The 26,614-nt window shown below is 71.5% G+C and carries 26 protein-coding genes; 15 read left to right on the forward strand and 11 right to left on the reverse strand.

Translation table 11 applies throughout. The features are described from left to right. Nucleotides 1-41: 41 nt before the first annotated feature. The 3 genes from VGX25_RS04335 to VGX25_RS04345 form a co-directional block, all read right to left on the reverse strand. Nucleotides 42-1,235, reverse strand: a complete 1,194-nt coding sequence (locus VGX25_RS04335) for a cytochrome P450 (protein WP_326916270.1) — start codon at nucleotides 1,233-1,235, stop codon at nucleotides 42-44. 95 nt (nucleotides 1,236-1,330) lie between these two features. Further along, complete coding sequence (locus tag VGX25_RS04340) at nucleotides 1,331-2,110, reverse strand: AfsR/SARP family transcriptional regulator (RefSeq protein WP_326916271.1); 780 nt, start codon at nucleotides 2,108-2,110, stop codon at nucleotides 1,331-1,333. 350 nt (nucleotides 2,111-2,460) lie between these two features. Next, nucleotides 2,461-3,051, reverse strand: coding sequence for a hypothetical protein (locus VGX25_RS04345; RefSeq protein ID WP_326916272.1), 591 nt, complete (start codon nucleotides 3,049-3,051; stop codon nucleotides 2,461-2,463). A 484-nt stretch (nucleotides 3,052-3,535) separates the two neighbouring features. Between VGX25_RS04345 and VGX25_RS04350 the strand changes: the two genes are divergently transcribed. Next, entirely contained in the window at nucleotides 3,536-4,342 is an 807-nt protein-coding gene (locus VGX25_RS04350) for a helix-turn-helix domain-containing protein (protein ID WP_326916273.1), read from the forward strand. A 113-nt stretch (nucleotides 4,343-4,455) separates the two neighbouring features. Continuing rightward, nucleotides 4,456-6,624 carry a molybdopterin oxidoreductase family protein gene (locus VGX25_RS04355; protein WP_326916274.1) on the forward strand — a complete coding sequence of 723 codons (2,169 nt, stop codon included), beginning with the start codon at nucleotides 4,456-4,458 and terminating at the stop codon, nucleotides 6,622-6,624. Here the strand turns inward: VGX25_RS04355 and VGX25_RS04360 are convergent. Then, entirely contained in the window at nucleotides 6,605-7,057 is a 453-nt protein-coding gene (locus tag VGX25_RS04360; RefSeq protein WP_326916275.1) for a hypothetical protein, read from the reverse strand. The genes VGX25_RS04355 and VGX25_RS04360 overlap by 20 nt on opposite strands. Nucleotides 7,058-7,575: 518 nt before the next feature. Continuing rightward, on the reverse strand, nucleotides 7,576-8,547 hold the full coding sequence (locus VGX25_RS04365) for an NAD(P)-dependent oxidoreductase (RefSeq protein ID WP_326916276.1): 972 nt from the start codon (nucleotides 8,545-8,547) through the stop codon (nucleotides 7,576-7,578). 31 nt (nucleotides 8,548-8,578) lie between these two features. On the opposite strand from VGX25_RS04365, the gene VGX25_RS04370 reads away from it, so the two are divergent. From VGX25_RS04370 to VGX25_RS04385, 4 genes are all read left to right on the forward strand, one after another. Beyond that, nucleotides 8,579-9,403, forward strand: coding sequence for a phospholipid scramblase-related protein (locus VGX25_RS04370; protein ID WP_326916277.1), 825 nt, complete (start codon nucleotides 8,579-8,581; stop codon nucleotides 9,401-9,403). 20 nt (nucleotides 9,404-9,423) lie between these two features. Further along, nucleotides 9,424-9,909: an SLATT domain-containing protein gene (locus tag VGX25_RS04375; protein ID WP_326916278.1), complete on the forward strand. Its 486-nt coding sequence runs from the start codon at nucleotides 9,424-9,426 to the stop codon at nucleotides 9,907-9,909. Between the two features lie 112 nt (nucleotides 9,910-10,021). Beyond that, entirely contained in the window at nucleotides 10,022-10,915 is an 894-nt protein-coding gene (locus tag VGX25_RS04380; RefSeq protein WP_326916279.1) for a hypothetical protein, read from the forward strand. A 28-nt stretch (nucleotides 10,916-10,943) separates the two neighbouring features. After that, nucleotides 10,944-11,207, forward strand: a complete 264-nt coding sequence (locus tag VGX25_RS04385; RefSeq protein ID WP_326916280.1) for a DUF4235 domain-containing protein — start codon at nucleotides 10,944-10,946, stop codon at nucleotides 11,205-11,207. On the opposite strand, the gene VGX25_RS04390 is transcribed toward VGX25_RS04385, so the two are convergent. Then, the gene (locus tag VGX25_RS04390) at nucleotides 11,204-11,740 is read right to left on the reverse strand and encodes a barstar family protein (RefSeq protein WP_326916281.1); all 537 of its coding nucleotides are present in this window, start codon (nucleotides 11,738-11,740) and stop codon (nucleotides 11,204-11,206) included. The genes VGX25_RS04385 and VGX25_RS04390 overlap by 4 nt on opposite strands. Continuing rightward, complete coding sequence (locus VGX25_RS04395) at nucleotides 11,727-12,926, reverse strand: LLM class flavin-dependent oxidoreductase (protein WP_326916282.1); 1,200 nt, start codon at nucleotides 12,924-12,926, stop codon at nucleotides 11,727-11,729. Before VGX25_RS04395 ends, VGX25_RS04390 begins: the two co-directional genes overlap by 14 nt. A gap of 101 nt (nucleotides 12,927-13,027) precedes the next feature. Between VGX25_RS04395 and VGX25_RS04400 the strand changes: the two genes are divergently transcribed. Together VGX25_RS04400 and VGX25_RS04405 are read left to right on the forward strand one after the other, a co-directional pair. Beyond that, nucleotides 13,028-14,596: a multicopper oxidase family protein gene (locus VGX25_RS04400; RefSeq protein ID WP_326916283.1), complete on the forward strand. Its 1,569-nt coding sequence runs from the start codon at nucleotides 13,028-13,030 to the stop codon at nucleotides 14,594-14,596. After that, the gene (locus VGX25_RS04405; RefSeq protein ID WP_326916284.1) at nucleotides 14,593-15,069 is read left to right on the forward strand and encodes a hypothetical protein; all 477 of its coding nucleotides are present in this window, start codon (nucleotides 14,593-14,595) and stop codon (nucleotides 15,067-15,069) included. Before VGX25_RS04400 ends, VGX25_RS04405 begins: the two co-directional genes overlap by 4 nt. Here the strand turns inward: VGX25_RS04405 and VGX25_RS04410 are convergent. Together VGX25_RS04410 and VGX25_RS04415 are read right to left on the reverse strand one after the other, a co-directional pair. Continuing rightward, nucleotides 14,999-15,850 carry a cation diffusion facilitator family transporter gene (locus VGX25_RS04410; protein ID WP_326916304.1) on the reverse strand — a complete coding sequence of 284 codons (852 nt, stop codon included), beginning with the start codon at nucleotides 15,848-15,850 and terminating at the stop codon, nucleotides 14,999-15,001. The two genes, VGX25_RS04405 and VGX25_RS04410, sit on opposite strands and share 71 nt — an antisense overlap. A 114-nt stretch (nucleotides 15,851-15,964) precedes the next feature. After that, nucleotides 15,965-16,540 carry a GNAT family N-acetyltransferase gene (locus tag VGX25_RS04415; protein ID WP_414635712.1) on the reverse strand — a complete coding sequence of 192 codons (576 nt, stop codon included), beginning with the start codon at nucleotides 16,538-16,540 and terminating at the stop codon, nucleotides 15,965-15,967. Between the two features lie 127 nt (nucleotides 16,541-16,667). On the opposite strand from VGX25_RS04415, the gene VGX25_RS04420 reads away from it, so the two are divergent. The 3 genes from VGX25_RS04420 (at nucleotide 16,668) to VGX25_RS04430 (ending at nucleotide 20,061) form a co-directional block, all read left to right on the forward strand. Beyond that, nucleotides 16,668-18,623 carry a S8 family serine peptidase gene (locus VGX25_RS04420; protein ID WP_326916286.1) on the forward strand — a complete coding sequence of 652 codons (1,956 nt, stop codon included), beginning with the start codon at nucleotides 16,668-16,670 and terminating at the stop codon, nucleotides 18,621-18,623. A 66-nt stretch (nucleotides 18,624-18,689) separates the two neighbouring features. Further along, a complete protein-coding gene (locus tag VGX25_RS04425) occupies nucleotides 18,690-19,460 on the forward strand; it encodes a DUF899 family protein (RefSeq protein WP_326916287.1) in 771 nt (256 codons plus the stop codon). A gap of 184 nt (nucleotides 19,461-19,644) precedes the next feature. Further along, a complete protein-coding gene (locus VGX25_RS04430) occupies nucleotides 19,645-20,061 on the forward strand; it encodes a CBS domain-containing protein (RefSeq protein ID WP_326916288.1) in 417 nt (138 codons plus the stop codon). A gap of 47 nt (nucleotides 20,062-20,108) precedes the next feature. Here VGX25_RS04430 and VGX25_RS04435 read toward each other — a convergent pair whose 3' ends face one another. Next, complete coding sequence (locus tag VGX25_RS04435; protein WP_326916289.1) at nucleotides 20,109-21,239, reverse strand: hypothetical protein; 1,131 nt, start codon at nucleotides 21,237-21,239, stop codon at nucleotides 20,109-20,111. A gap of 170 nt (nucleotides 21,240-21,409) precedes the next feature. Here VGX25_RS04435 and VGX25_RS04440 point away from each other — a divergent pair, with 170 nt between their 5' ends. After that, nucleotides 21,410-24,253 carry a helix-turn-helix transcriptional regulator gene (locus VGX25_RS04440; protein WP_326916290.1) on the forward strand — a complete coding sequence of 948 codons (2,844 nt, stop codon included), beginning with the start codon at nucleotides 21,410-21,412 and terminating at the stop codon, nucleotides 24,251-24,253. 9 nt (nucleotides 24,254-24,262) lie between these two features. Next, nucleotides 24,263-24,556, forward strand: a complete 294-nt coding sequence (locus tag VGX25_RS04445) for a hypothetical protein (RefSeq protein WP_326916291.1) — start codon at nucleotides 24,263-24,265, stop codon at nucleotides 24,554-24,556. Between the two features lie 26 nt (nucleotides 24,557-24,582). On the opposite strand, the gene VGX25_RS04450 is transcribed toward VGX25_RS04445, so the two are convergent. Next, entirely contained in the window at nucleotides 24,583-25,026 is a 444-nt protein-coding gene (locus VGX25_RS04450; protein WP_326916292.1) for a hypothetical protein, read from the reverse strand. A gap of 121 nt (nucleotides 25,027-25,147) precedes the next feature. Here VGX25_RS04450 and VGX25_RS04455 point away from each other — a divergent pair, with 121 nt between their 5' ends. Next, complete coding sequence (locus VGX25_RS04455) at nucleotides 25,148-25,699, forward strand: TetR/AcrR family transcriptional regulator (protein WP_326916293.1); 552 nt, start codon at nucleotides 25,148-25,150, stop codon at nucleotides 25,697-25,699. Nucleotides 25,700-25,818: 119 nt separating this feature from the next. Next, nucleotides 25,819-26,598 carry a hypothetical protein gene (locus tag VGX25_RS04460; RefSeq protein WP_326916294.1) on the forward strand — a complete coding sequence of 260 codons (780 nt, stop codon included), beginning with the start codon at nucleotides 25,819-25,821 and terminating at the stop codon, nucleotides 26,596-26,598. Nucleotides 26,599-26,614 lie beyond the last annotated feature (16 nt).

Below are 26,614 nucleotides of genomic sequence, written 5' to 3' on the forward strand. Positions count from 1 at the left end.
GGCTGGCCGGCCAGCGCGCCGACGCGGCGCCGGCGGCGTGATCACCAGGTCACCGGGATCTCCGAGAAGCCTTCACAGAATCCGTCCGCGCCCCTGGTCAGCTCCTCTCCCGGCCGGGCGAGGCGGATGTCCGGGAACCGCCGCAGCAGGGCCTCGGTGGCCACCTGCAGCTGCATCCGGGCCAGGTCGGCGCCCACGCACAGGTGCGGGCCGGCGCCGAAGCTGAGGTGGTGGTTCTCCCGGCGCCGGATGTCGAGGGTGAACGGGTTCTCGAACACGTCCTCGTCCACGTTGGCCGACTCCGCGGCCAGCACCACGCTCGAGCCCTTCTTGATCACCGTGCCGTCGGACAGCTCGATGTCGGTCGTCGCGTACCGCATCGTGCCGATCGACGAGCTCATGATCTGCATCCGCAGCAGCTCCTCGACCGCCGTGGGGATCAGCGCCCAGTCGCCCCGGATCTCCTCGACCAGGTCCCGCCGGTGCAGCAGCACGGCCGTGCCGGTGCCGAGCTGGCTGGCCGTGGTGACGTAGCCGGCGATGAGCAGTCCCTCGGTCCAGTAGCCGAGCTCGTGCTCGGTGAGCCGGTCGCCCTCGCCGTCCGTGACCCGGATCAGCGCGCTCACCAGGTCGTCACCCGGAGTGTCCCGTTTGGACTGAATGAGCTCGTCGAGGTACCGGCGCAGGCCCAGCCGGGCGCGCCGGACCTCGGGCGGCGGCAGCCTGGTCACCGAAAGGAACCCGTCGACCAGCTCCCGGCAGCGGGCCCGCTCCCCGGCGGGCACCCCGAGCAGCTCGCACATCACCCGCAGCGGTAACGGAAAGGCCAGGGCCCGGTTGAGGTCCACCGGCCGGGGCTGTGCGGCCATCGCGTCCAGCAGCGCGTCGACGACGCCTCGGGCGACCGGCCGCAGCGCCTCGACCCGGCTGCCGGTCAGCGCCCTGGTGACCAGCCCGCGCACCCGGGTGTGCGCCGGTGGGTCCGGGTCGATGTTGGGGTCGGAGAACCGGTCGTTGTCCCGGGTGATCCGCGCGGCGTCCGGCCGGGCGATGTTGCGCGACAGCCGGGGATCGGCGAACAGCGACAGCACATCCTTGTACCTGGTCACCAGCAGCGCCGGGTCGCCCGTCGGCAGCATCACCTCGACGACGGCCCGCCTGCGCAGGTTCCGCACCGCCTCCGGCACCTCGAGCGGCGGGTGCCACGGAAACGGGTACCAGACAGGGATTTCCACACTCATAAGCTCTGCTCTCCTGCGTGGGGGTTGGTGAAGCACGTAAAGACCCCTCCGGGACAGGGGTCGTCCCGGAGGGGTCTGGGATGGGGCGGCTAGCTGGCCAGGGAGGCGGGCTCCCAGCTGGAGACGAAGCTCGGGTCGTCCATGGCGGGATGGCCGGTCAGGATCGCGTGGTGCAGCTGGCGTACCCGGGGCGAGGGCTCCACCCCGAGCTGGTCGATCATCGTGGCGCGCAGCTGCTGGTAGGCGTCGAGGGCCTGGCACTGGCGGCCCGAGCGGTACAGCGCGATCATGTACTGCGCCCGGAGGTTCTCCAGCATCGGATGCCGGGCGCACAGCGTGGCCAGCTCGCCGAGCAGCTGGTAGTGCCGGCCGAGCCGCAGGTCGGCGTCGATGCGCAGGTGCAGGTCGCCGAGCCGGTTCTCCTCCAGCCGCATGGCCTCGATGCCAAGCTGCGGGCCGCAGGGCACGTCGGCAAGGGCCGGTCCCCGCCACAGGCGCAGCGCCTCGCCGAGGTACCGGGCGGCGGTCTCGTTGTCGCCCTCGTTGACCGCGCGCCGGCCCTGGCCGGACAGCTTGTCGTACTTGACCGCGTCCACGTCCTCGGGATCGAGGTCGAGCAGGTACCCGGCCCGCCGGGTGATCAGAATGTCCTTGGACGAGATGCCGCCGCAGTCGGCCAGCGCCTCCTGGAACTTGCGGCGGACCTGAAGAATGTAGGTGTGTAAGGTCGGAATTCGGCTACGCGGGGGACGAAAGTCCCATATTTCTTCCATCAATGCGGTTGCCGTCACGACACGCCCGGCGTTGAGCGCAAGCAGGGCCAGTAGTTGACTCGGTTTGCTTGCCGTTGGCACGACAGAGACACCCATGACGGAAACCTCCATCGGGCCGAGGACCTTGATCTCAACTCGCATGGCATTCCCCATAACTACTATTGTGCGGTCACAAACGCGCGCAGGTCCCACGGGATACCCCTTATCGGGTGGGCAGCGGGCGCCGTGCCGGCATCGTGGAAGCACGTCGACGCTGTCGTGCATCCGCGAAACCGGCAGGCAACAAAAAGGCCGCCACGCCGATCGACGGCGGGCGACCTCTGATGGAGAATCCCTGGTGGTGTAGCGAGCGCTACTCAAATTCTAGGCACACTACGGCCTGCCCAAAGCGTGACAGACCCCAATGGGGTTGTCAACCTCCAGGTTCACCGCAGGTCGGAGCGCCATCACTCGACCACGTCCCCGGCCGCCGGCTGCTCGCGCTCCGGACCAGCGCCGTTGCGGCCCAGCCGGCCGCGCAGGAGCAGCCACTGGTCCGGCGGCCAGGCGTGGCCGGCCTCGCAGGCCACTCGATAGGGGACCTGGTCCTCCTCGCTATAACTCTCCGCGTACACCATCTGGCCGCAGCCGGGCTGGTCGCACACGCCCACCTCGGTGCGGAAGTGGTTGCTCGGCAGCACGACGCCGCGCGCGGCCTCCGTGAGGTCGGCCAGCTCGTCGACGAGGTCGGGCGCCGCGGGATACGCGGTCAGCCAGGTGAAGTGGATGACGAGGAACGTCGCGAGCGCGCGGATGTCGAGCTGGTTCGGCCCGACGACGCCCCGCTCGTCGACCACAAGGCTGCACCAGGAGGCAAGCGTGCTCAGGATGTCCGACCGGATCGTCACCACCGCGTCGCTGAGCACGATGCCGCGCGGCTGCCGGCCATTCACCCGCTCGACGAAACGGTGGTGGCGGTAGTCCAGGTAATCCGCGCAGCTCTCATACCAGGTAGGCAATCCGACGAGGTCGTTCTCCAGCCGGTCCCGGCACTCCACGCAGATATACAGGCCGGGAAGGAGGTCCGGCCGGTGCCCCTCCTGATGGCGTCGGCTTCGGCACAAGCTGGCCGCACTGAACGATTTCGGTGCCATCCTCGCCACGATGGTTCTCCCGTTTGTCAGCAACAACGGATCCACAAGGCCGACGATCGGTCCGCCATTGTTTTATTGCTGGCAACGATACCGAGCCAACCTAGTCCGGGCCTTGCCCACCGGCTTGGTCGGGCCCCACCTCCCGTCGCGGTGACCGAGCGTGTCGATCACCCGCCGGTCGGCCGGAACATCGTTCCGCAAGTCAGAAGATGCACCTCTGACCTGCACAACGGGACGATAACGGCAGTGTTCCGACTGCGAACGTCGTCGTGACCCTAGACGTGGCGCGCCCGGTCGGAAGGGGTTGAAGGGCACGTACCCGTGCCGACGGACCACCCCATGGTATGTCCGCCGGCCTCGTGGACGAGTTGAAGATTGGACGCGGGTTATGACTGAATCCCGATGGAAGCTGGTCATGGACCGGCAGGGCCGCACGACGATCGCCGCCGACAAGTTCGAGCTCACCACCACCACCTCGGAGCCGCTGCAGATGGAGGCGATCGTCTCCGAGCTGATGGCCATGACCAGGCGCACCTACGGGCAGTACTGCGGCCTTTCCCGGGCCATGGAGATGGTCGGCGAGCGCTGGGGCATGCTGATCGTCCGCGACCTGCTGGTCAGCCCCAAGTCCGTGGCCGAGCTGCACCAGGGGCTGCCGCTGATCCCCACCGAGCTGCTCGCCTCGCGGCTCAAGGAGATGGAGCGCTCCGGCGTGGTCCGCATCCAGGACAACGCCGAGGAGGGCGCCGAGGCGCGCTACGAGCTCACCGAGTACGGCCAGGCGCTGGAGGAGGTCGTGCTGGCGTTCGGCCGCTGGGGCGCCGCCACGCTGCACCAGCCGCGTCCGGAGGACGTGGTCACCCCCGACTCGCTGACCATGGCCCTGCGCGCGACCTTCCAGTCCGAGGCGGCCAAGGGCCTGCGGGTCAGCTACGAGCTGCACTTCGGTGACATCGTGCTGAACGCCAAGATCGACGACGGCCGGCTCACCGTCGGCCGGGGCCCGCTGCCCGGCGCGGACGCCGTGCTCGAGCCCGGCCCGCTGCTCAAGGGCCTGATGACCGGCGAGGTCACGCCGGCCGAGGCGCTGGCCAGCGGCACGACCAAGCTGACCGGAGACCCGGAGCTGCTGTCGGTGTTCGCGATGCTGTTCCGGCTGCCGCAACTGCCGGCGCCGGCCCCCGTCCCCGCCTGAGCCCCTCCACATATCGCTGAACGATCACCGAGTCGCGATGGCCGCCGACGAGCACTGGCGCCTAGCGGTGCCGTTATGCCGCTAGGCGCCAGAAGCATGAGCTAGGAGTGCCGATGAGCACCGTGCACCGATCCTGCCCGATCTGCGACGCCGTCTGCGGCCTCAAGCTCACGCTGGACGGCGCCGGGCGGGTCACGTCCGTCAAGGGCGACCAGGACGACCCGTTCTCCAAGGGGTACATTTGCCCGAAGGGGGCCAGCCTCGGCCGGATCGACGAGGATCCCGACCGGCTGTCCCGGCCGATGATCCGTACAGCGGACGGCTGGCGCGAGGCGAGCTGGGACGAGGCGTTCGAGGCGGTCGACCGCGGGCTGTCCGGTGTCATCGAGGCGCACGGCCGCGACGCCGTCGCCGTGTACTTCGGCAACCCGACGTACCACACCATGGCCGGCTTCATGTACCGGATGCCGCTGACCCAGTCGCTGGGCACCCGCAACGTGTACTCGGCCGGCTCCATCGACCAGCTGCCCAAGCAGGTCGCCTGCGGCCTGCTGTTCGGTGACCCGTTCGCCATCGCCGTCCCCGACCTCGACCGCACCGACTACCTGCTGCTCATCGGCGCCAACCCGTTGGAGTCGCACGGATCCCTGTGCGCCGCACCCGACTTCCCCAGCCGGCTCAAGGCGTTGCGCAACCGCGGCGGCAAGATCGTGGTGGTCGACCCGCGGCGCACCCGGACCGCCGCGTTCGCCGACGAGCACCTGCCGATCCGCCCCGGCACCGATCCCTACCTGCTGCTCGGCATCGTGCACACGCTCTTCGCCGAGGACCTGGTCACGGTGGAGCTGGAGGTCGACGGGCTCGACGAGCTGCGTTCGGCGGCCGAGGAGTTCAGCCCGCGGGTCGCCGAGCGGGTGTGCGGCGTGCCCGCCGACGCCATCGTCCGGCTCGCCCGCGAGCTGGCCGCGGCGCCGACCGCCGCGGTGTACTCCCGCATCGGAGCGTCCACCGTGGAGTTCGGGACGCTCGCGCAGTGGCTCGTCGACGTGGTCAACATCCTGACCGGCAACCTGGACAAGCCCGGCGGCGCGATGTTCACCCGGACCGCGGCCGCGGAGATCTTCCGCACCGGCCAGCCGTACGCGTCTGGCCGCTGGCACAGCCGGGTCCGCAACCTGCCCGAGGCGTGCGGCGAGCTGCCGGTGGCCACGCTGGCCGACGAGATCGAGACGCCGGGCGAGGGCCAGGTCCGGGCGCTGATCTGTGTGGCCGGCAACCTGGTGCTGTCCGCGCCGAACGGCCCGCGGCTGGACCGGGCGTTCCCCGGCCTCGACTTCATGGTCTGCGTCGACCCGTACCTCAACGAGACCACAAGGCACGCCGACGTCATCCTGCCGCCGCCGCGCATCCTGCAGGCGCCGCACTACGACTTCCTGCTGCTGATCGTGGCGGTGCGCAACTTCGCCCGGTTCTCCCGGCAGATCCTCCCGCTCGAGCCGGGTCAGCTGTCCGAGGCCGAGATCATGGCCCGGTTGACGCTGATCGCCTCGGGCGCCGGGGCGGGCGCGCCGGCCGCCGCGCTCGACGAGGCGATCCTCGAGCAGATCTTGAGCGGTGCCACGCAAATGCCCGGCTCGCCGTTCGAGGGCCGGGACGTGGCCGAGCTGCGCGCCGGCCTCGACGGGGACAGCGGGCCCGAGCTGCTGCTCGACGCCCTGCTCAAGCTCGGCCCGTACGGGTTGTCCCTGGCCCAGCTGAAGGCCAACCCCAGCGGCGTCGACCTCGGCCCGCTCGAGCCGCGCCTGAAGGAGCTGCTGTGCACCGAGTCCGGCCGGGTCGAGCTGGCGCCGCCGGTGCTGCTGGCCGACCTCGCCCGGATGCGCGAGCGGCTTTCCGGCCCGCGGCCGGAGTTCCTGCTGATCGGGCGGCGCCAGCTGCGGTCCAACAACAGCTGGTTGCACAACGTGGAGACCCTCGTCGGCGGCAGCAACCAGTGCACGCTGCACGTGCACCCGGACGACGTGGCCCGGCTCGGCCTCGGCGAGCGGGCGATCGTGCGCTCGGCGGTCGGCGAGCTCGAGGTGCCGGTCGAGCCGAGCGACACGATGATGCCGGGCGTGGTGAGCCTGCCGCACGGGTGGGGCCACGCCGGCAGCCCGCAGCGGGTCGCGGCCCGGCACGCCGGGGTCAACGCGAACGCGCTGACCGACGAGTCGGTGATCGACGTGCCGTCCGGAAACGCCGTGTTCAACGGGGTTCCGGTCACCGTAAGCCCGGCATAGTCCGCAGTGGACGGAGCGCGCCGAGCACGAAGTGCCCCGCAACGGCGATGAGCACGCCGGCCGCGACAACGGCCCATACCGGCGCGCCCGCGTTGAGCACCGCGACCACGACGAACGCGTCGAATAGGGCCACCAGCGTGAACCCGATGTGCCCGACGTAGCTCGGTGAGCCGGCGTCCCGGATGCGGCGCGCCCGGTCGGCCCGCCACAGCATGACGCCGCCGAGGCCGAGGAACGCCAGGAACAGAGCTCGGGCCGGCCAGTCGATCGACCCCCACTCCTGCGCGATGGCCAGCGCGAGGAACACCATCGTCGTGACCAGCGCCCACAGGTAGGTCGGGAACGCGGTATCCCGCCGCAGCGCAAGGCACCCGGCCACGAACGCGACCACGCCCGCTACGGCATGCACGGTGATGAGCACGGTATGCCACATGGTGGCACCACCTTCCACTGTGTCAGGTCCTCCAGGATGCACCTTCCACAGTGTCAGGTCAAGGCCGTGCGGCGACCCACCAATGGGTCTGCCACTTTTAGACCATTTGACGGATGATTGGCGGTGCGGGAGCGGCGCACGTCGGTTACGCCGCTCCCGCCCGCTGCCCGGCGGGCCCTGCTCCCAACCGGGCCCGGTGGGCCCTGCTCCCACCGGAGCATCGTCACCGCAGTTGGAGATCCGCACGGCAATACGCGCCCGGATCGTCGGCGACGGCACACATTAACCCATGACCCCCACCCGCCCGCCATCCGCCATCTCGGTGAAATGCGCGACCGGGCCGGAGGTTCATTGTTCACGCAACTATCGCCGCAGACACCGAAGCTTCCATCGTGCGTCTATCAGTCGCAATCGCGCATAAACTTCACCAGCGATTCCCAAATCCCAGACACACTTTTTCGTGAGTGAACGGTTGCGGGCAAATTCGGCATAATGCAACCGATTGCATTGATCCCGCCCTAGGTGAGCGACCGGCCCCCGGTGTCGATCTTGCCGTGCGTGATCAGCCAGGCCACCGACTCGCGCAGCGCCTGCAGCGACGAGTACCGCGGCGCGTAGCCCAACAGCGTGCGGGCCTTGTCGATGCTCATGCTCGGGCTGTGCGCCAGATGCTCCCAGCTGACCCGCGCGTCGGTCGGGTCGACGTCGCGCGCCCACTCGTCGTAGGGCAGGAAGCGCAGCCGCGGCTCGCGGCCGAACCAGCCGGCCACCGCCTCGGCGTACCCGCGCACGGTCAGCGCCCGCGGCGAGGTCACGTGGAAGCTCTCGCCGACAGCGGCCGACCACCGGTTCAGCGCCAGCTCGAAGGCCTGCGCCACGTCGTCGGCGTGCACGTGGTGCAGCGTCTCGAGACCGAAGTTGGGCAGGGCGATCTCCTCGCCGCGCGCGATCGCACCGAACATGTCGGCGTCGAAGTTGCCGGCCGGGTTGCACGGCTCCCACCCCGGCCCGACGATGTGCCCGGCGTGCAGCACGCTGGCCGGCGTCCCGCCGCGCCGGGCCTCGGCGAGCAGGTACGCCTCGATGTCCGCCTTGGCGATGCCGTACTCCCCGAACGGCGCGCGCGGAGCGTCCTCGGTGACCGGCACCTCGCGCAGCGGCCCGTGCACCCAGATCGTGCCGCAGTGCAGCAGCAACCCGACCCGCCCGCGCAGCGACTCGGCGAGCCGGCGCGCGCTGTCGACGGTGAAGCAGACCAGGTCCACCACCGCGTCGGCGCCCAGCTCGGCCACCCGCGTGCCGAACGTGCCGGCGGCGTCCTCGGCCTCGCGGTCCACCCGCTCCCGCCGGACCCGCGCCCACGCCGCGTCCTCGTGGTACGGCTCCCGCGCACCCCTGGCCAGCACGACGACCTCGTGCCCCGCGGTCACCAACCGCGGCACCAGGTAGCTGCCGATATGTCCCGTGCCACCGATGACAACCACCCGCATGAGCGCACCCTACCCGCGTAGGCTGCCGGCCATGAGCAATCCCGCACCCGGTTGGTACCCCGAGGCGCCCGGCTCCACGGTGCTTCGCTGGTGGGACGGAACACGATGGACGGCCAACACCCAGCCGGGCGGAGCACAGCGGCAACCGCGCGGCGACGCCAGCCCGTGGGAGATCCAGCTCGGCGGCACACCGGACCCGGACAAGATCAAGGAGCAGCAGCGGCGGGCCGGGGTCGGCCAGGTGGCCCAGGGCGGCGGCACCCTGTTCACCGAGCCGGTGCTGGTGGTCAACCAGAAGGTCAAGCTCATCGAGATGGCCAACGAGTACTCGGTGTTCGACCAGCACGGCCGGCAGATCGGCGCGGTCGCCCAGGTGGGACAGTCCACGCTGAAGAAGGCCGCGCGGTTCTTCACCAGCCTCGACCAGTTCATGACCCACCACCTCGAGGTCCGGGACCTCACCGGGCAGCCGGTGCTGGTGCTGACCCGCCCGGCGAAGGTGTTCAAGTCCCGCATCCTGGTGCAGCGCCCCGGCGGCCAACCGGTCGGCGAGATCATCCAGGACAACGTGTTCGGCAAGATCCGCTTCGCGTTCGTGGTCGACGGGCAGCAGGTCGGCGGCATCCAGGCGGAGAACTGGCGCGCCTGGAACTTCGCCGTCACCGACCACACCGGCACCGAGATCGCCCGGATCACCAAGACCTGGGAGGGCCTGGCCAAGACCATGTTCACCACGGCGGACAACTACGTCGTCCAGATCCACCGCCCCCTCCCCGACCCGTTGGCCAGCCTCGTGGTCGCCTCGGCGCTGACCGTGGACACGGCGCTCAAGCAGGACAGCCGCGGCTTCGGCTGAGCCCGCTACAGTCCCGGCGCGTGAGCGACACTGCCGCGCCCGGCGCGACCAAGACCGGCCTGACCCCACTCGAGCTCGCGCAGGATGTGTTGGTCCGCATCGACAAGGCTCTCGAGTACGCCCGGCATCGCCGGGGCAAGTTCCGGTGGCGGGCCTCCGCCGTCCGGGTGAGCGCGCTGGCGCTGTCCGCGACCTCCACGATCATCCTGGGCTGGCAGGATCTGGACTTCTGGTCCGGTCTTGCGTTCTCGTTGGTGGCGCTGACCACCGCGGTGAACACCCTGGAGCCGTTCTTCGCCTGGCGGTCCCGGTGGGTGCTGATGGAGGAGACCCAGTACCGGCTGCACCGATTGCACGACGACCTCAGCTATTACCTCGCCGCACACCGGCCCGATCAGCTCGACCTCGCCACCGTCACCACGATGTTCGAGCGCTACCAGGGCATATGGGAGTCGCAGAGCGACCGGTGGCTGGAATATCGGCGAACCGCGGCACCGGGCGGGTAACCGGCTCTACGCTGCCTGCCGTGTTCTCCGTTTCGGTGCCCGGGTACGTCGGCACCCGGATCGCCGACGCGCTCGCCGACGCCCACGCGCTGAAACCCCTGAGGGACAAGGAATGTCGACTGGACCGCTGGACCGGGTGCTGCGCTCGGCCGGCACCGACACGCTCGAGCTGCTCGCCGTCCTGCCCGGCGCGGACCTGACCACGCTGCTGCTGGAGGTGATGCGCCGGCGCGCGGCCGGGCTGGCCGCGCCGGACGTGCTGCGCCAGTACCGCGCGGACCGGTTCGTCGCGCCGGCCGAGGTTTCGTTCGCACGGTTGCGTGCGGCCGAGAACGCCGCGCTGTCCGCGGTTCCCGGGGACTTCGCGCTGCTCACCCTGTCCCCGGTCACGCCGCTCGGCACCCATTCGGTGCTCGGCGCCGTCCACCAGAACAACGTGGTGTCGACCGTCCGCCGAACCGAGGTGGCCGCCGATCCCACCAACGGGCTGGCGCTGGAGGCCGCCGACCGGCGGGCCGCCCGGCCCGATGCCGACGTCCGGCTCGCCGCGTTGCAGCGGGTGGTCCGGGCGCAGGTGTTCACCGGGCCCGCCAGCTTCGCGCACTTCACGCTGCTCGCCGCGGTCTCCGCCGGCCGCGACCCTGGCAACCTGGCGTTCGAGCGCCGGCACGCCGTCGAGCACATCCGCCTTGCCGCCGACGCGGTCCGGGCCGCGACGGGTGCCGGCGCCCTCGTCCGGCTCACCGCCTGGGACTCCCGCTACCGGCCGGTGCTCGATGCGGTGCGCGCCGCGCTGCCCGACGTCGAGTTGGTGGACGACCCCGACCGGGAGCCCGGCCGCGGCTACTACACCGGCTTCTGCTTCAAGGTGTTCTGCCGCACCGCCGGAGAGCCGTTCGACGTCGGCGACGGCGGGCTGCTCGGCTGGACCGCGGCCCTGCTCGGCAACCGCAAGGAGCGCCTGATCAGCAGCGGCCTCGGGATCGACCGCCTGGCCAGCGCTTAGCCGCCGGCCCGCCGGGTACCTCGTTGACATGAACAAGCTGCTGTACAAACCACTCGGCCTGCTGTTCGGCGCGCTCGGCGGCGTGCTGGCCAGCACGGTGTTCCGGAAGGTCTGGCAGACCGCCACCGGCGAGGACGAGCCGCCGACCGCCACCGACAAGGACCTGTCGTGGCGCGAGGTTCTCGTGGCGGCCACCGTGCAGGGCGCGATCTTCGGCCTGGTCAAGGCCGCGATCGACCGCGGCGGCGCCACCGGCTACCGCAAGCTGACCGGCAAGTGGCCCGACGACTAGTCGGGCCGGCGCCTCGCCTCGAGCCGCTCGGCGTCGTTCCAGACCACCGGGGTCGCGCCGACCGGGTCGAACCGGATGTCCGGGTCGTCGCTCTGGACCAGGCACATGAGGCGGCGCCCGAAGAGCGCGGCACGGCGGGACGCGCCTGCCATGGTGTCGAGCACGGCCAGGGCCGCGTGCGGGCAGCACCGGGCGAAGGCGTCGTAGCCGGTGAAGACGATCGCGAGGCCGGCGGTGCCGGGCGCCCAGCCGTAGACCTGACCGGCGACGTCGCGCAGGCAGTCGTTGAGGGCATCCAGGTTGCGCCCGTAGTGGTCGGGGAAGCTCAGCGCCGCGGCGATGTCGCGGTGCAGGTCGCGCTCGGTGGACCAGTGCGCGGCGTCGATGCGGGTGACCTGGTACCCGTGCGCGCTCAGCCAGGCGGTGGTCTCCTCGAGGATTGCCGTGCGCCAGAACAGCGTCACCGGGGTGTTGATCAGCAGCCGGAGAGCGCGATCGTCGCTCGACTCCGCGTCGGGATCAGAGGCCGCCATGATCGCGAGGTTGGTCGAACTCGCCGATGAGCTCCCCGACCAGGCGGATGCTCTTCAGCACCGCGTCGTGCGGGAGGTGACCGACCTGGTGGAAGCACATGAGGCGGTCGATGCCGAGGTCGGCGTACCTGCGTAGCTTGGCGCGGCAGGTGTCCGGGCTGCCGACGATCAGGGAGTCCTGCTCGCTCAACGCATCGAAGATCTCGTCGTCGGGTACGTGCTCACCCTCAAGGATGCGGCCGATGCAGATCTGGGCGCGGTTGGGCGAAAGTCCGCGGGCGGCCTCGGCCCGGAGGAACTCACCGGTGAGCCCGCCGCCGGCCAGATCGTCCATCATGGCCTGCTGGCGCGCCGCGGTCTCCAGGAACATCTCCTTGGCCTCGAAGAAGGTCATGGCCTGGACGGTGTACCAGGCCGCGGCGGTGGCGGCGCCGTTGCGCATGGCCTCCTCGTCGGTGTCGGCACAGTGGACGAACGTGAAGAACGCGACCCGGTCGTTGACGAACGCGCCGACCGGTTGGGAGCACTGGGAGATCGCGGAACGGTACAGCTCGATCATCGACCGGACCCTTGGCAGCGCCTCCCAGAGCGTGGTGCCGAGCACCCCGACGCCGCGCCGGCCGGCGTCCTCGAACGAGGCGGGGCTGGACGCCGCCTGCCACAGCGGCGGATGCGGCTTCTGATACGGCTTCGGGCCGATCCGCACGTCTTTGATCTTGTAGAACTCGCTGGAGTAGGAGAACCGATCCTCGGTCCACATGCGCGGGATCATCTCGAACGCCTGCTGCGTCTGCGCCCGCACGTCGGCCGGGTCGATGTTGAACAGCCGCCACTCCGGGATCGTCGAGCGGGTCAGGCCGAACTCCAGCCGGCCCCGGCTGAGGTGGTCCAGCGTTGCGGCGCGCTCGGCGGCGCGGATCGGATGGTTGAACCGGCCGGGCGCCAGCACCGCCGCGTGGCCGAGCCGGATCCGGCTCGTGTGCTGCGAGATGGCCGTCAGCAGCAGCTCGGGCGCCGAGGAGAGGCTGAACTCCTCGGCGCCGTGGTGCTCGACCTGCCACCAGCAGCCGTAGCCCAGCTCGTCGGCCAGCTTGGCCTGCTCGATGGTCTGGACGAGCCGCTCGTGCTCGTGGTCGCCATGCCATGGCCGGGGGTTCTGGATCTCGCTGAAGATGTCGAGCCGCACCAGCCGAACTTACCCGCGGTGGGGCTCCTAGGTGTGCCCGAGCCCTTACTTAGGGGCATCAGCGGATGGTCATCGGTGCGGGACGTGTCCATCATGAGGGAGTGGCTGATCGCCGTGCGGTGCTGCGGTGGGGGCTGGCGGGCACGCTTGGGTTGGCCCTGCCGGCGGGCACCGCCGTCGTGTCCGGCGGCCGGTCGCGCGGCCCGGCCGCCGCCCCGTCCGCCGCGGAGGATGCGTTGCCCACCTGGGCGTTCGGCACCCCGCTGCCGATTCCGGCGGTGCTGCGCCCGGTGTCGACCGAGGGCGGCGTGGACCGGTACGAGATCGTCCAGCGGGAGGGGCGGCAGCGGATCGTGCCGGACGCGACGACCGCGATCTGGGGCTACGACGGCACGTTCCCGGGGCCCACGATCGAGGCCCGGCGCGGCCGCCCGGTCGTGGTGACCCACCGCAACGAGCTCCCGGCGCCGACCGTGGTGCACCTGCACGGCGGGGTGGTGCCGCCGCAGGACGACGGCCACCCGCTGGATCTCGTGCTTCCCGTTGGCGCGCAGGCGGATGCCGTGCAGACCGAGCACGCCCGGCACGGCGTCGCCGGGCTGGCCGCCGGAAGCCGCGCCTACGCCTACGCCAACGACCAGCCGGCGGCCACGCTGTGGTACCACGACCACCGGATGGCCTTCACCGGCCCGCAGGTGTACCGCGGCCTTGCCGGGTTCTACCTGATCCGCGACGACGCCGAGGACGCCCTTGCGCTGCCGCGCGGCGAGCGCGACATCCCGCTGCTGATCGCCGACCGCCAGCTCGCCCCGGACGGGTCCCTGTTCTACCCGGCGGCCGACCCGACCGGCCGCCGGCCCGGTGTCACCGAGCGGTACCACCACAGCGGCATGGCCGGCGAGACGGTCACCGTCAACGGCGTGGCGTGGCCGTTCCTCGAGGTGGACGCCGCGCTGTACCGGCTGCGCTTTCTCAACGCCTCCAACGCCCGGCCGTACCGGCTGGTGCTCGACCCGCCCCCGCCGGGCGGCAACGGCTTCGTCCAGATCGGCAGCGACGTCGGCCTGCTGCCCCGCCCGGTGCGCTACGAGATGTTCGTGATCTCGCCGGGCGAGCGCTACGACATGCTGGTCGACTTCTCCCGCTACCAGCCAGGAACCCGGGTGACGCTGCGCAACAACGTCGGCGACGGCACCGCAGGCCACGTCATGCGGTTCGTCGTCGCCCGCCGCGCCCGCGACGACGCCCGCGTGCCGGAGACGCTCGTCCCCGACGCCCGCCCGCCGGCCAAGGACCAGCCCGGCGCGGACCGGCGGTGGGCGTTCTTCAGCGGCCCGCAGGAGGGGACCGCGCCGCCGATGGTCAACTTCCAGCTGTACGACATGACCCGGATCGACGCCCGCCCGACCCTCGGCAGCACCGAGATCTGGGACATCACCGCCGATCCCACCCACCCGATCCACCTGCACATGGCGCACTTCAGGATCCTGCGCCGCAACGGCGGCCCGCCGGAGCCGCAGGACGCCGGCTGGAAGGACACCGTGTTCGTGCCGAGCGGCGGGATGCGGATCGCCGTCACCTTCACCGGCCACCGCGGCCGCTACGTCCTGCACTGCCACAACCTCGAGCACGGCGACACCGGCATGATGGCCAACCTGGAAGTGACATGAGCACTCGCACCCGAAGCCGGGCCAGGCCGGCCGCCAGGTCCTACACCGCGCGGCTGCACGACCGCACGGCGAAGCCCCTGCCCACGCGGCGGTTGCCGGCCTGGATCGCCGCGACCGTCGCCCTTTGCGCGGAGCTGGGTCATCTCGCCGCGGCCGGCACCGAATGGCCGGCGTCCATGCCGCGCGGGCTGGTCCACGTCGTCGCGGCGGCAGCCCTCGGCCTGGTCGCCGCGAACGTCTACTTCGGACCGAACCGGCTCATCGTCCGCGCTGCCATGACCCTCGGTCTTGCCCTGCCCGCACTCTGGCTGACCGGTGCCGTCGCCGGCTTCCCGTTGTACCGCGACTTTCCGATCGTGGCGGCCGGCGCGCTGGCCGCCGTCGAGCTCGGCCTCGCCGGGCTCAGTGCCCATGGCCTCCGACGGGATGAGCGTGGATCACGGCCTCGCCCAGCCGGGGCACGGCGTGGATGAGCCGGTGCTCGGCGTCGTGCGCGATGTGGTGCGCCCGCGCCAGTGACAGCTCGGGGTCGACCTCGACCTCGGCGTCCGCGGTCAGGCTGTGGCCCACCCAGCGCAGCCGCAGCCGCCCCACCGCCCGCACCCCGGGCGTCTCGGCGAGGGCGTGCTCGGCCCGGCCAACCAGCTCGGGATCGACCGCGTCCAGCAGCCGCGCGAGCACCTCGCCGGCCGCGCCCCACAGCACCGACAGGATCGCCACCGTGATCACCAGGCCGACCACCGGATCGGCCCAGTGCCAACCCAGCGCCGCGCCGCCCGCGGACAGCAGCACGGCAAGGCTGGTGAAGCCGTCGGTGCGGGCGTGCAACCCGTCGGCGACCAGCGCGGCCGAGCCGATCCGCCGCCCGACGCCGATCCGGTAGCGCGCCACCACCTCGTTGCCGGCGAACCCGATCAGCCCGGCCGCGGCCACCCAGCCGACGTTGGTCAGCTCGCGCGGATCGAGCAGCCGGTCGATGGCCTGCCACGCCGCCAGGCCGGCCGACGCCGCGATCACGGCCAGGATCAGCAGGCCGGCCAGGTCCTCGGCCCGGCCGAGCCCGTAGGTGAACCGCCGGGTCGCCGCCCGCCGGCCGAGCAGGAACGCGATCGCCAGCGGCACCGCGGTCAACGCGTCGGCCAGGTTGTGCAGCGTGTCGCCGAGCAGCGCCACCGACCCGCTGAACGCCACCACGACCGCCTGGGCGACCGCAGTCACCAGCAGCACCGCGAACGACAGCCACAGCGCGCGCATTCCCTGCGCGCTCGCCTCCAGCGCGCGATGCCCATGCCCGTGCCCATACCCCACGGCTGGACCGTACGTCGTCGATCCCTATGCGACAACGGCGTAACAGCAAGGGTTTTGCGGCTACCAGACCTCGCCGTCGCGCCAGTCGCAGGCCAGCTCGCCGGACAGGTCGAGCGAAGCGGTCACCGGGAGGACGAACACCCCGCCGTCCTCGTCGGCGGTGCGCACGACACCGGCCGGGGTGAGCGCGAACGTCGGCCCCCGCCACGGTTTCCAGCCGCGGCCGGTGTAGAACGCCGCGGCGTCCTCGGTGGCGCTGAGCGTGCCCAGCTCGTACCCGCCGCGGATCACCCGCTCCAGCGCGGACATCAGCGCCCCGCCGTGCCCGCAGCCGCGCCGGTCCGCGCGCACCCCGACGCCCTCCACGTAACCGGTGCGCAGCGCCCGCCCGCCGTGCAGCAGCCGCCGCTGCACCACGGCCGCGTGCCCGATCAGCTCCGATCCCTCCAATACAAGGGCATGCATGCCGCCGCATGAGTGATCCCAGTCCTCGTCGGTGAAATCCCCGGCGAAGACGTCGTCGAGCAACATCCGGGCGGCGGTGAGCGTGCCGGCGTCCAGATCTGCGGTGTGGACGGTGCGTACCTCGGTCACCCCGCCATCATCCGGCGGCACGGCGGATCGGCATGAGCGCATCGGATTCAGGTGTAGACCACTAGGCCGTTCGGCGGCTGACCGCTGCGTCAGCCGGCGAGTACGTTCGGTCACGCGCCCGGGTCTTTCCTCCGGCTCGGGCTCCCCTGCGCATTTCGGAGGTCTTATTATGCTGCGAATTCCACGCGGCCCCGTCGCCGCGGTCGGCGCGGTTCTGATGGCCGTCGGCCTGGCCAACGTCAGCGTGGCGGAAAGCGCGCCGTCCGGCGGCGAGGCCCAGTACATCCGGCTGGCCAACCGCACGTTCGACCCGGTGGCGGACGGTATCCGGGTCACCGCCGCCCAGCCTGGCCAGCGGGCCTACCTGGTCCAACTCCGGGACGGGCTTTCCGATGAGCGGCGGGCCGAGTTGCGGGCAATGGGCGTCCGAATCGGCGCGTACATTCCCGACCTCGCCTACGTCGTGAGAATGGACGACAACACCCGGCAATCGGTCGAGAAATTGGAATACGTCCGCTGGGTGGGCGACTACCGCCCCGCGGACAAGCTCGACGCCGCCACGGCCGTCACCGCCCTCTCGGGCGCCGGTCAGTACCTGATCACGCTGGTGGAACGGGACGTGCGCGACCAGTGGGTGGTCACCGGCCGGATCTTCCGGCTGGGCGGGCGGCCGGACGTCGTGTCGGCAAGCGGCCAGCACCTGGTCGCGACGCTGCTGCCCGATCAGGTGGCCGCGGTGACCGAGCTGCCCGAGGTGCTCGCCGTCGGCGCGGTGTCCGCGCCGGAGTACGACATGAACAACTCGCGCGAGGCCTCCGGGGCGAACTTCGTCGAGGCCGCGGGCGGCTACCGCGGCCAGGGCGTGCGCGGCGAGGTCATGGACGGCGGGTTGCGCGCGACCCATCAGGAGTTCCGCGCGCGCCCCGCGATGCTGCACGGTCCTAACTCGACGAACACCGGGCACGGAACGTCCACGTACGGCCAGATCTTCGCCTCCGGGGTGAGCGCGATGCGGCGCGGCGTCCTGCCGGAGGGTCAGGGAATCTTCGCCACCAACAACAAGCCCGACCGCTACGCGCACACCCGGGAGCTGGTCAACCCGACCGGCCCGTACCGCGCGGTGTTCCAGTCCAACAGCTGGGGCTCCTCGCTCACCACGGCCTACACGTCGACCTCGGCCGCGATGGACACGATCATCTTCGATCACGACATCCTGATCTGCCAGTCACAGAGCAACGCCGGCACCCGCAGCTCCCGCCCCCAGGCCTGGGCCAAGAACATCCTGTCGGTCGGCGGCCAGTTCCACCGCAACACGTTGTCCCGCACCGACGACGCGTGGAACAGCGGCGCCAGCATCGGCCCCGCCGCCGACGGCCGGATCAAGCCCGACCTGTCCAACTACTACGACCAGATCGACACCACCTCCGCCGGCAGCGACACCTCCTACACCACGTCCTTCGGCGGCACCAGCGGCGCCACCCCGATCACCTGCGGCAACGCCGGACTACTCTTCCAGATGTGGGCCGACGGCGTCTTCGACGGCGGCCCCGGCAAGGCCCGCGACGTGTTCGCGTCCCGGCCGCACGCCGCCACCGCCAAGGCCCTGCTCATCAACACCGCCAACCAGTACCCGTTCACCGGCACCACCGCCGACCTGGCCAGAGTTCACCAGGGCTGGGGCACGGTCAGCGTCCGCAACCTGCACGACCAGGCCCGCCTCAACGGCTGGCGCCTGCCCGTCCTGGTCGATGAGACGGATCTGCTGACCGCCGGCCAAACCCGCCGCTACACCGTCACCCGCAACGGCTCCCAACCGCTGCGCGCCACCCTGGTCTACAACGACCCCGCCGGCTCGCCCACCGCCGCCGTCGCCCGCGTCAACGACCTCACCCTCCGCGTCACGGCCCCGAACGGCACCGTCTACTTCGGAAACAACGGCCTGAACGCCGGCAACTGGTCCACCCCCGGCGGCTCCCCCAACACCGTCGACACCGTAGAAAACGTCTTCGTCCAGAACGCCGCCACCGGCACCTGGACAATCGAGGTGATCGCCACCCAGCTCAACGCCGACTCCCACCGCGAAACCCCCGCCACCGACGCCGACTTCGCCCTCGTCGTCCACTGAGGCCACACCGGGAGACCCACCCGAAAGGGGTTGTGTGGCGCTCTCCGGCTGGGCTAGACACGTCCCATGACGGAGATGCGCGCGGGTGCACGGGCCCTTCCGGAGATCACCGATCGGCAGACTTGGCAGGCGAGGATCGACGAGCTGCGGGTCAAGGAGAAGGCCCATACTAGGGCCGGGGACGCGCTGGCCGCCGAACGCCGTCGGTTGCCGATGGTCGAGGTCGATCCGCAGACTCCGCTCATCGGAGCCGACGGGCCGGTGCCGTTGATCGACATCTTCGACGGGCGGTCCCAGTTGATCGCCTACTTTCAGATGTGGTACACCGGCCGGCCCGCGGCGGAGCAGTGCGAGGGCTGCACCTTCTCCACGTCCCACATCAACGAGCTGTCCTATCTGCACTCGCGGGACGTCAGCTACGCGACCTTCTGTGCGGGGCCGTACGAGGAGAGCTCGCGCTACCGCGACTTCATGGGTTGGACGGTTCCCTGGTACTCGGTGCCGGAGGAGTCCGTGGACCGGTTGGTCGCGGATCGGCACTTCGGCATCCTGGTCTGCTATCTCCGGGACGGTGACAAGGTCTTCGAGACCTACTGGACCACCGGCCGCGGCAACGAAGTGATGGCACCGTCGTACGGACTGCTGGATCTGACCGTCTACGGCCGGCAGGAGTTCTGGGAGGACTCGCCCGAGGGTTGGCCGCAGCACTGGAATGCCGCAGGAGGTCAGTTCAGGCTGGACGGCCGCCCGACCGCCCAGTGGTCCCGGATCAAGGCCGGCCGCAACGACGACCTCGGCACAGCGCCTGATGATCAGCACCAACCGCGCCGCCACTGAGTGAGCGCCAACGAATTCGTTCCGTCTCGTCCACCTCGCCATGACCATGCTGTGGGCGCGTGGGCGATCGTGGCGGGTGAGCGCCCGTGTGGGTGACTCGGGTGGCTGGGGGCGGTGGGGTGGCACATGCTGGGTGCGCCGTGGGAGATCAGGAGGAGGTATCCCCATGTTGACCAGGCAGGACATGAAGGCGCGCGACATCATGCATCGGGGGGTGGAGTGTATTCCGGCGCACGAGACGCTGGAGCGGGCCGCGCGGCGGATGCGTGAGCTGGATGTCGGGTCGCTGCCGATCTGCGATCATGACCGGCTCACCGGGATGATCACCGATCGGGACATCGTGGTGAAGTGCGTTGCGCTGGGGCATGATCCGGCGACGATGACGGCCGGTGATCTGGCGCAGGGGACGCCGCGCTGGATCGATGCCGGGGCGAGCGTTCAGGATGTGCTCAGGGAGATGAAGCAGAACCAGATCCGGCGGCTCCCGGTCATGGAGAACAAGCGCCTGATCGGCGTGATCAGCGAGGCCGACCTGGCCGCGTCGCTCGATGAAGGCCAGCTTGCCGAGTTCGTCAGCCGGGTGGCCACGCCGCACCGGTAGGCAAGCGAAGAGGTCGGGCGGCCTGCGGGCAGACCGCCCGGCCTCGGTCACTGCAGGGCGAAGCTGGAGTTCCCCGACGTGATCACGCCGGTGATCCCCACCAGACCCGACACCTGCGTGGGTTTCGCGCGGTTGGTCGTGGTGCCGTCGCCGATCTGGCCGTCGCTGTTCTGACCCCAGGTTCGCACGGTGCCGTCGATCGACAGGGCCATGCTGTGCTCGAACCCGGCGTCGATCGCGATCACCGTCTCGGCGCCGGCGGCCGTCGACACCGGGAACACCCGCGGGCTGGTGGTGCCACCGTCCCCGACCTGGCCGGCGGTGTTCTCCCCCCACCCCTTGACCCGGCCGTTGGCCATCAGCGCAAGGCTGTGCCGGCCCCCGCAGGTGATGGCGACGGCCGGTCCGCCGAGACTGTCGGTGTTCACCGTCGTCGGCAGTGGACTGTCCGTAGTGGAGCCGTTGCCCAGCTGGCCGTTGCTGTTGTCACCCCAGGCCCGGATCACGCCGTTGGCCAGCAACGCCATGCCGTGCCGCCGTCCCGCGGCGATCGCCTTGGCCGGGATCAGGTTCTGCACCGGGGCCAGCGTGCTCCGGTTGATCGTCGAGCCGTCGCCGAGCTCTCCGCTGCCGTTGCCGCCACAGGACAGCACCCGGCCGTCGGCCAGCAGCACCAGGGTGAAGTTGTCCCCCGCGGCCAACGCCTTGACCCGGCTCAACCCCAGGTTCGGCACCTGCACCGGGGTGAGCTGATCGGTGCCGGCGCTGCCGAGACCGAGCTGGCCGTGAAGGTTGCGCCCCCAGGCGAAGAGCCTGCCGTCGGCAAGCAGCGCCAGGCTGTGGGCCGCGCCGGCGGCCACCGCCACCACGTTGGCCAGGCCCGCGATCGGCGCCGGCGTGGCGCGGTCGGTCTTGGTGCCGTCACCCAGCTGGCCGTTGCTGTTGTTGCCCCACGCCCGGACGGTGCCGTTGGACAGCACCGCAAGGCTGAAGCCCGACCCTTCGGCAAACGCGGTGACACCGGTCAGGTTCGGCACCGGCGCCGGCAGGGCCCGGCCGGTCGTCGTGCCGTCACCGAGCTGCCCGGCGCTGTTGCGCCCCCAGGCCAGCATGGTTCCCGGAGTGGCGGCGGCGGCAGCCTCCCGGCTTGCCGCCTCCTCGGTACGAGTAGTGGTCATCGTCTGTTTTCCATCCCTTTCCGCGACGGTCGCGCGGTCCGGACGGAAGTCCACAGCACGCGGCGCGCCGGGCCATCGGTAAGCCGATGCCTATCTGTGCCGGCCGCATTGCCTATGTTTCCGCGAGCAGCAGCTTGAGCAGGAGGTCGGCGTGTCGCTCGGCGGCGGCCTTGCCGACCTCGGGGAGCTGGTGCGCCATCTGGACGGTCAGCTCGTATCTGTCCGGCCCGGCGCCCCTCTTGTTCTCCGTGCCGGAGAACCTGACCGCGGCTCGGGAGCGTGAGCTGGCCGAGCTTCGCGCCGCGCATCAGGGGGTCACGGGGGTGCGGACGGTCGCCGTCACCGGCGTCGCCGGGATCGGAAAGACCAGCCTGTGCATGGCGTTCGCGGCCGAGACGGTGGCCGCCGGTGGGCTCGTGCTGGCCGGATCGTGCCCGCGGCCGATGGGCGTGCCGGTCGCGTACGCGCCGTTCGTGACGGCGTGGCAGGGGGTGCCGGGCGGGTTCGTCGAGCTGCTGAACGGGTTGGCGGCGCTGGGACCGGTGGCCGACGAGGTGGCCACGGCCTGGGTGTGCGACCGGGTGCTTGCCCGGCTGACCGAGTGGTGCGCCGAGCGCCCGGCGGTGCTGATCGTCGAGGACGCGCACTGGATCGACCCGGCGAGCCTTGCCGTGCTGCAGGCGATCGGCCGGGCGCGCGGGCCGCGGCTGCTGCTGGTGGTCTCGGCCCGGACGGACGACGCCCGGCCGGATCTGGTGGCCGGGCTGCTCGAGCTGGCCACGGATCACCTGGCGCTGGCACCGCTGCCGGACGACGCGATCGGCGGGCTGGTCCGGTCCGTGCTGGGTCCCACCGCGACCGACGAGGACGTCGCGGCGATCACCCGGCGGGCACAGGGGCATCCGCTGTACGCCAAGGAGTTGGCCCGGCACCACGGCGCCGGCCTGCCGGACACCCTGCGGGTGCTGCTCGCCAGGCGGATCCGCGGGTCCGGTGTGGACGGCGTCCGGCTGCTGGCGGCGGTGGCCCTCGCCGGCGACCTCGCGACCGAGCCGCTGCTGGCCGAGGTGCTCGAGCTGCCGCCCGACAGGGTCGCGGCGCTGGTCGACTCGGCTATCCACTGTGGACTCCTCGGCCGGGACGGGGTGATCGTGGCGCCGCGGCATGGGCTGTACACGGAGGCCGCCGAGGCCGAGCTGCCGGCGGCGGCGCTTGTCGACCTGCACCGCCGGATCGCCCTGGCCCTCGCCCGGTCCGGGTCCGACCGGCCGGGCGCGCTCGCCTGGCACTGGGAGCGGGCCGGCCGAACCGCCGAGGCGGCACGCTGCTGGTCCGCGGCCGGCCGGGCGGCGGCTGGCCGGCACGCTCACGCCGAGGCTGCGCACGCCTTCGAGCGCGCCCTCGCGCTGTGCGACGACGACTCGTCCTATGTAGACACGGCGGTGGCGGCCGCGACCGCGCTGCGGTGGTCGAGCCGGCCCGCCAGGGGCGCCGCGATCCTGCGCTGCGCCCTGGCAAGGGCCGGTGATCTCGCCATGCGCTGCCGGCTGCTGCACCAGCTGTGGGACTGCCTTTACGTTGCCGGACAACGGGTCGAGGCGTACGAGGTGCTGGCCGAGGCGGCCGCGCTCGCGGCATCGCTGCCGGACTCCGCGCTCACCGCGCGGGTGGCGATCGCGGAGTGCAGCCGGCTGATGACCGAGGCCCGGTACGCCGAGGGGGTGCGGCGCGGCCGGGCAGTTGTGCGGCTGGCCGAGCGGGTCGGCGACGCCGAGGCCGAGGCGCACGCGCGCTGCGTTCTCGGGGTGTGCCTGGCCTTCGACGGATCGGTCGGCGACGGCGTCGGCGCGCTGGCGGCCGCGCGCGAGCTGGCGCACCGGTGCGGCAGCGTCCGGGAGCTGACCAGGGTCGCGGGCAACCTGACCTTCGTGCTGGTCAACACCGGTCAACACGAGCGCTGCGCCAGGGTGGCCCGCGAGGAGCTGTCCCGTTTGGACGGGCTGGGGCTGGCGCACGCCCTCGGCGGGCCGCTGCACTACAACCTCGCGGTCAGCCTGGCCGCGCTCGGCCGCTGGACCGAGCTCGACGAGCTGGCCACGGCGGCCGAGGGCAAGCTGCCGGCCGGGAAGGCGGCCAGGGTGCTGCTGTGCCGGGCCGAGGTGACCGCGCTGCGCGGCGACCACGAGGCGGCCGGCGAGCTGCTCGACCGGGCCGGGCGGCTGGTCTCGGATGCGCTCTTCGCCGCCGAACGGGCCATCCCGGCCGCGATCACGGCCAGGGTCGCGGGCAGGGCGCGGACGGCCGTGCACACCTGCCTGCGGGCGCTGGCGTCCACTCCGGACGGTCTGGCCGGCATCGAGGGGCTGCGGCTGTGCGCCGAGGGACTTGGCGCGCTCGCCGACCTCCAGCTCGGCGGCGGCCGGGTGACCCGCTTCGACGATCCGGCTGCGACGGCCGGATCGCTGCTCACCGCGGCCGACCGGGTGCGGCGCCGGGCGCCGGAGGAGCGGGCCTGGCGGCTGCAGTGCGAGGCGGAGGCCGGACGGCTCCGGCGCTCCTGTGTGGACGCTTGGGCCGCGGTCGTCGCGGCGTGGGCCGAGCTGAACCTGCCGTACCGCGCGGCCTATGCCCGGACGCGGCTGGCCGAAGCCATGATCGCGGCGCGTTCGCCGGCGCGGGCCGGGGACGCGGTGCAGGAGGCCTACGCGGCCGCGGTGTCGCTGGGTGCGGCGCCGCTGTGCCGCGAGATCGAGCGGGTGGCCCGGCGGGGACGGCTGCCGCTGCTCGGCACGCCGACGGCCGACGTGCCGCGGCTGGACACGCTCACCCGGCGCGAGACCGAGGTGCTCGAGCTGCTCGGCTGGGGCCGCACCAACCGCGAGATCGCCGCCGAGCTGGTGCTCAGCGAGCGCACGGTCGGCGTCCACGTCTCGAACATCCTGGCCAAGCTCGGCGCCGGCAACCGCGTCGAAGCCACCCGCATCGCCCGCGAGGCGCAACCCGTCCACACCTGAGAGGTCACGATGACAGTCACCACGCTGCAGCCCGTCGACGATCCCGTCGAGCCGCCCGTCAAGATCCAGAAATGGGCCGAGTTGCACGTCGACGACCAGGTCTTCCGGCTGATTCCGCCGTGGAACCTGGACAAGCTCGCCGCGCAGCTGGAAGCCGCGATCGCCGACCGGACCGTCGTGAAGGTCCGCGCCTACACCGAGCTCAACGGCGAGACCACGATCCTGGTGAACCCGTCCCGGGCGGCGGTGGTCTACCTGGCGAAGCGGCCGGAGCTGGTGGGCCGCTCGGGCATGCCGGACTGACCTGCCCGCGCGGCCCCCTCCCCGGATCAGACCGCCGTGATCCCGAACCAGACGCGGTAGCGCGAGTAGGACGTCACCAGGTCCACCGGCGAGCTGCTCGTGCAGGTGAGCCTGGCCGAGCCGAGCGAGTCGTCCGCCGACGGCCAGTCCGCCTCGAATCCGGACAGCGTCGTGTACCCACCGGCCGGCACGAACACCGAGGGGCTGTCGAAGTCGGCGCCCGGGTGGGTGGCGAGGTAGGTGAACGGAACCTCGGCGCCGCCGTTGGGGTACCGGGTGCCGCCGAGCGTGAAGTACACCTCGTCCTTCGATGACTCCTGCAGGTCCAGCGCCTGCACCTGGGTGATGGTGATGATGCAGCCGCTGGCCACGCCGACCGGGTCGGCCCCGGCCGGGTTGGCCGCCAGCGCCGCCGCGCCGGCGCCGAGCAGGGCCGCCGCCACACCTCTGCGCACGATGTTGGGTCTCATTTCGTTCCTCCTCAAGGAATTGGGGTCAACTGACCCCGTCAAGCAGACCCTTTCGGCCACCTCCGGCGCTTCGTGAGGAATACCTAGGTTCGGTCGACGCGGGCCTCGGCAGACTGGCGGCATGGGCGCACCCGAGGTCGAGTCCGCACGCCGGGCGGAGCTGCTCGAGCTGCTCGTGGAGTACTCCAAGACGCACGGGCTCTCCTCGATGTCGCTGCGACCGCTGGCCGCCGCGGTCGGCTCGAGCCCGCGCGTGCTGCTGTACTTCTTCGGCTCCAAGGACGGCCTGATCCGCGAGGTGCACGGCCGGTTGCGGCGCGAGCAGCTCGAGCTCGTTGCGCGGTCGGCACATTCAGGCCGGGGACCGGTGGAGTCGGTGCGCGTGCTCTGGAAGTGGCTCGCCAACCCGGCGAATGCCGACGTGGAGCGGTTGTTCTTCGAGTGCTACGCCCGCTCGCTGCGCGACCCGACCGGGCCATGGGCACGGTTCGGCGAGGCCGGCGTGCGCGAGTGGCTGCCGCACATCGCCCGGCTGCTGCACGGCGGATCCGCGTCCCCGACCCTGGTTCTCGCCGCGCTGCGCGGGTTGCTGCTCGACCTGCTCGCCACCGGCGATCGCGACCGGGTCCAGCGCGCGTTCGGCGAGCTCCTGCTGTCCATTGTGGACCGGTGAGGTTGGGCCGGCCTGTACCGGCTCTGGAGTGCGCGCAACTCGGCGCTTGCGAAGATGCCGCGCCGGTGGCGGGCCGGTGATGGTTGAGGAGAACACGGCGTGCAACCGAAGGAGGACCGATGGCGACCATCGCACCGGCCCCTCCCCCACTCAGCACGTCCGCGCCCGCCGTCGAGCGGTGGCGGGCCACCCGCTGGACCGCGTGGTTGGTCGGCTGCGTGCTGTGCGGCGGCCTGCTCGGGTTGGCGCTCGGGATCGCCGGCGCCGTGCGCGGAACCCGGCCGCCGCGGCGGCGTGTGCTGCTCGTCGTCGCCGGGGTGGTGGCGCAGCTGATGTGCGCCGGGTACTTCGTCGTCGCCACGGTCAGTGCCGGGCCGGCGACCTGCCCCACCGCGGCGCGCACCGACAGCTCCGGCGACCCGTGGCACGGCGTGCGGACGGCGATCAACGCGCCGGTCTCCGGCGCGGCCATGCTGTACTCCACCGTCGTCGGCGGCCAGCCGTGCCGGGTCGCCAACGAGGGGATCACCGTCACCGCCGTGCCGTCCGGGTACGCACGGGGCGGCACCATCTACGGCACGATCTTCCTCACCGACCGGACGTCGAAGAAGGCCTCCGCGCGGATCGCCCGGCTGTCCGAGCACGAGGCCCGGCACGCCAGCCAGTGGGCGGTGGCCACCCTGCTGGCCGGGCCGATCACGTTCCCCGCGCTGTACGCCACCGACGAGTCGCTGTTTCCCGGAGCGCACAACCACTTCGAGCAGCAGGCCGGGCTCGCCGACGGCGGCTACGCCGTCCCGCCCGACGACCCACCCGCGGTCGGCCGCCTGCTGTTCCTGGTCGTCGGCCTGGTCACCGGCTACCTCATCGCCGCCCGCCGCCGGTCCCGCAAGACGTGATCGCCGAGTGTGGCGA

Origin of the sequence: Actinophytocola sp., assembly GCF_035942955.1 — a bacterium.
In the GTDB taxonomy this organism is placed as follows: Bacteria; Actinomycetota; Actinomycetes; order Mycobacteriales; family Pseudonocardiaceae; genus DASYTH01.

Bases quoted from the DNA above. Each gene is read 5' to 3' on its own strand.
- VGX25_RS04415 (WP_414635712.1), bottom strand. From the start codon at position 16,540: ATGCGCTCATGCCGATCCGCCGTGCCGCCGGATGATGGCGGGGTGACC.
- VGX25_RS04355 (WP_326916274.1), top strand. From the start codon at position 4,456: ATGAGCACCGTGCACCGATCCTGCCCGATCTGCGACGCCGTCTGCGGC.
- VGX25_RS04435 (WP_326916289.1), bottom strand. From the start codon at position 21,239: ATGACCACTACTCGTACCGAGGAGGCGGCAAGCCGGGAGGCTGCCGCC.
- VGX25_RS04410 (WP_326916304.1), bottom strand. From the start codon at position 15,850: ATGCGCGCGCTGTGGCTGTCGTTCGCGGTGCTGCTGGTGACTGCGGTC.
- VGX25_RS04445 (WP_326916291.1), top strand. From the start codon at position 24,263: ATGACAGTCACCACGCTGCAGCCCGTCGACGATCCCGTCGAGCCGCCC.
- VGX25_RS04430 (WP_326916288.1), top strand. From the start codon at position 19,645: ATGAAGGCGCGCGACATCATGCATCGGGGGGTGGAGTGTATTCCGGCG.
- VGX25_RS04425 (WP_326916287.1), top strand. From the start codon at position 18,690: ATGACGGAGATGCGCGCGGGTGCACGGGCCCTTCCGGAGATCACCGAT.
- VGX25_RS04385 (WP_326916280.1), top strand. From the start codon at position 10,944: ATGAACAAGCTGCTGTACAAACCACTCGGCCTGCTGTTCGGCGCGCTC.
- VGX25_RS04390 (WP_326916281.1), bottom strand. From the start codon at position 11,740: ATGGCGGCCTCTGATCCCGACGCGGAGTCGAGCGACGATCGCGCTCTC.
- VGX25_RS04405 (WP_326916284.1), top strand. From the start codon at position 14,593: ATGAGCACTCGCACCCGAAGCCGGGCCAGGCCGGCCGCCAGGTCCTAC.
- VGX25_RS04340 (WP_326916271.1), bottom strand. From the start codon at position 2,110: ATGGGTGTCTCTGTCGTGCCAACGGCAAGCAAACCGAGTCAACTACTG.
- VGX25_RS04370 (WP_326916277.1), top strand. From the start codon at position 8,579: ATGAGCAATCCCGCACCCGGTTGGTACCCCGAGGCGCCCGGCTCCACG.
- VGX25_RS04450 (WP_326916292.1), bottom strand. From the start codon at position 25,026: ATGAGACCCAACATCGTGCGCAGAGGTGTGGCGGCGGCCCTGCTCGGC.
- VGX25_RS04365 (WP_326916276.1), bottom strand. From the start codon at position 8,547: ATGCGGGTGGTTGTCATCGGTGGCACGGGACATATCGGCAGCTACCTG.
- VGX25_RS04460 (WP_326916294.1), top strand. From the start codon at position 25,819: ATGGCGACCATCGCACCGGCCCCTCCCCCACTCAGCACGTCCGCGCCC.
- VGX25_RS04420 (WP_326916286.1), top strand. From the start codon at position 16,668: ATGCTGCGAATTCCACGCGGCCCCGTCGCCGCGGTCGGCGCGGTTCTG.
- VGX25_RS04350 (WP_326916273.1), top strand. From the start codon at position 3,536: ATGACTGAATCCCGATGGAAGCTGGTCATGGACCGGCAGGGCCGCACG.
- VGX25_RS04455 (WP_326916293.1), top strand. From the start codon at position 25,148: ATGGGCGCACCCGAGGTCGAGTCCGCACGCCGGGCGGAGCTGCTCGAG.
- VGX25_RS04380 (WP_326916279.1), top strand. From the start codon at position 10,022: ATGTCGACTGGACCGCTGGACCGGGTGCTGCGCTCGGCCGGCACCGAC.
- VGX25_RS04360 (WP_326916275.1), bottom strand. From the start codon at position 7,057: ATGTGGCATACCGTGCTCATCACCGTGCATGCCGTAGCGGGCGTGGTC.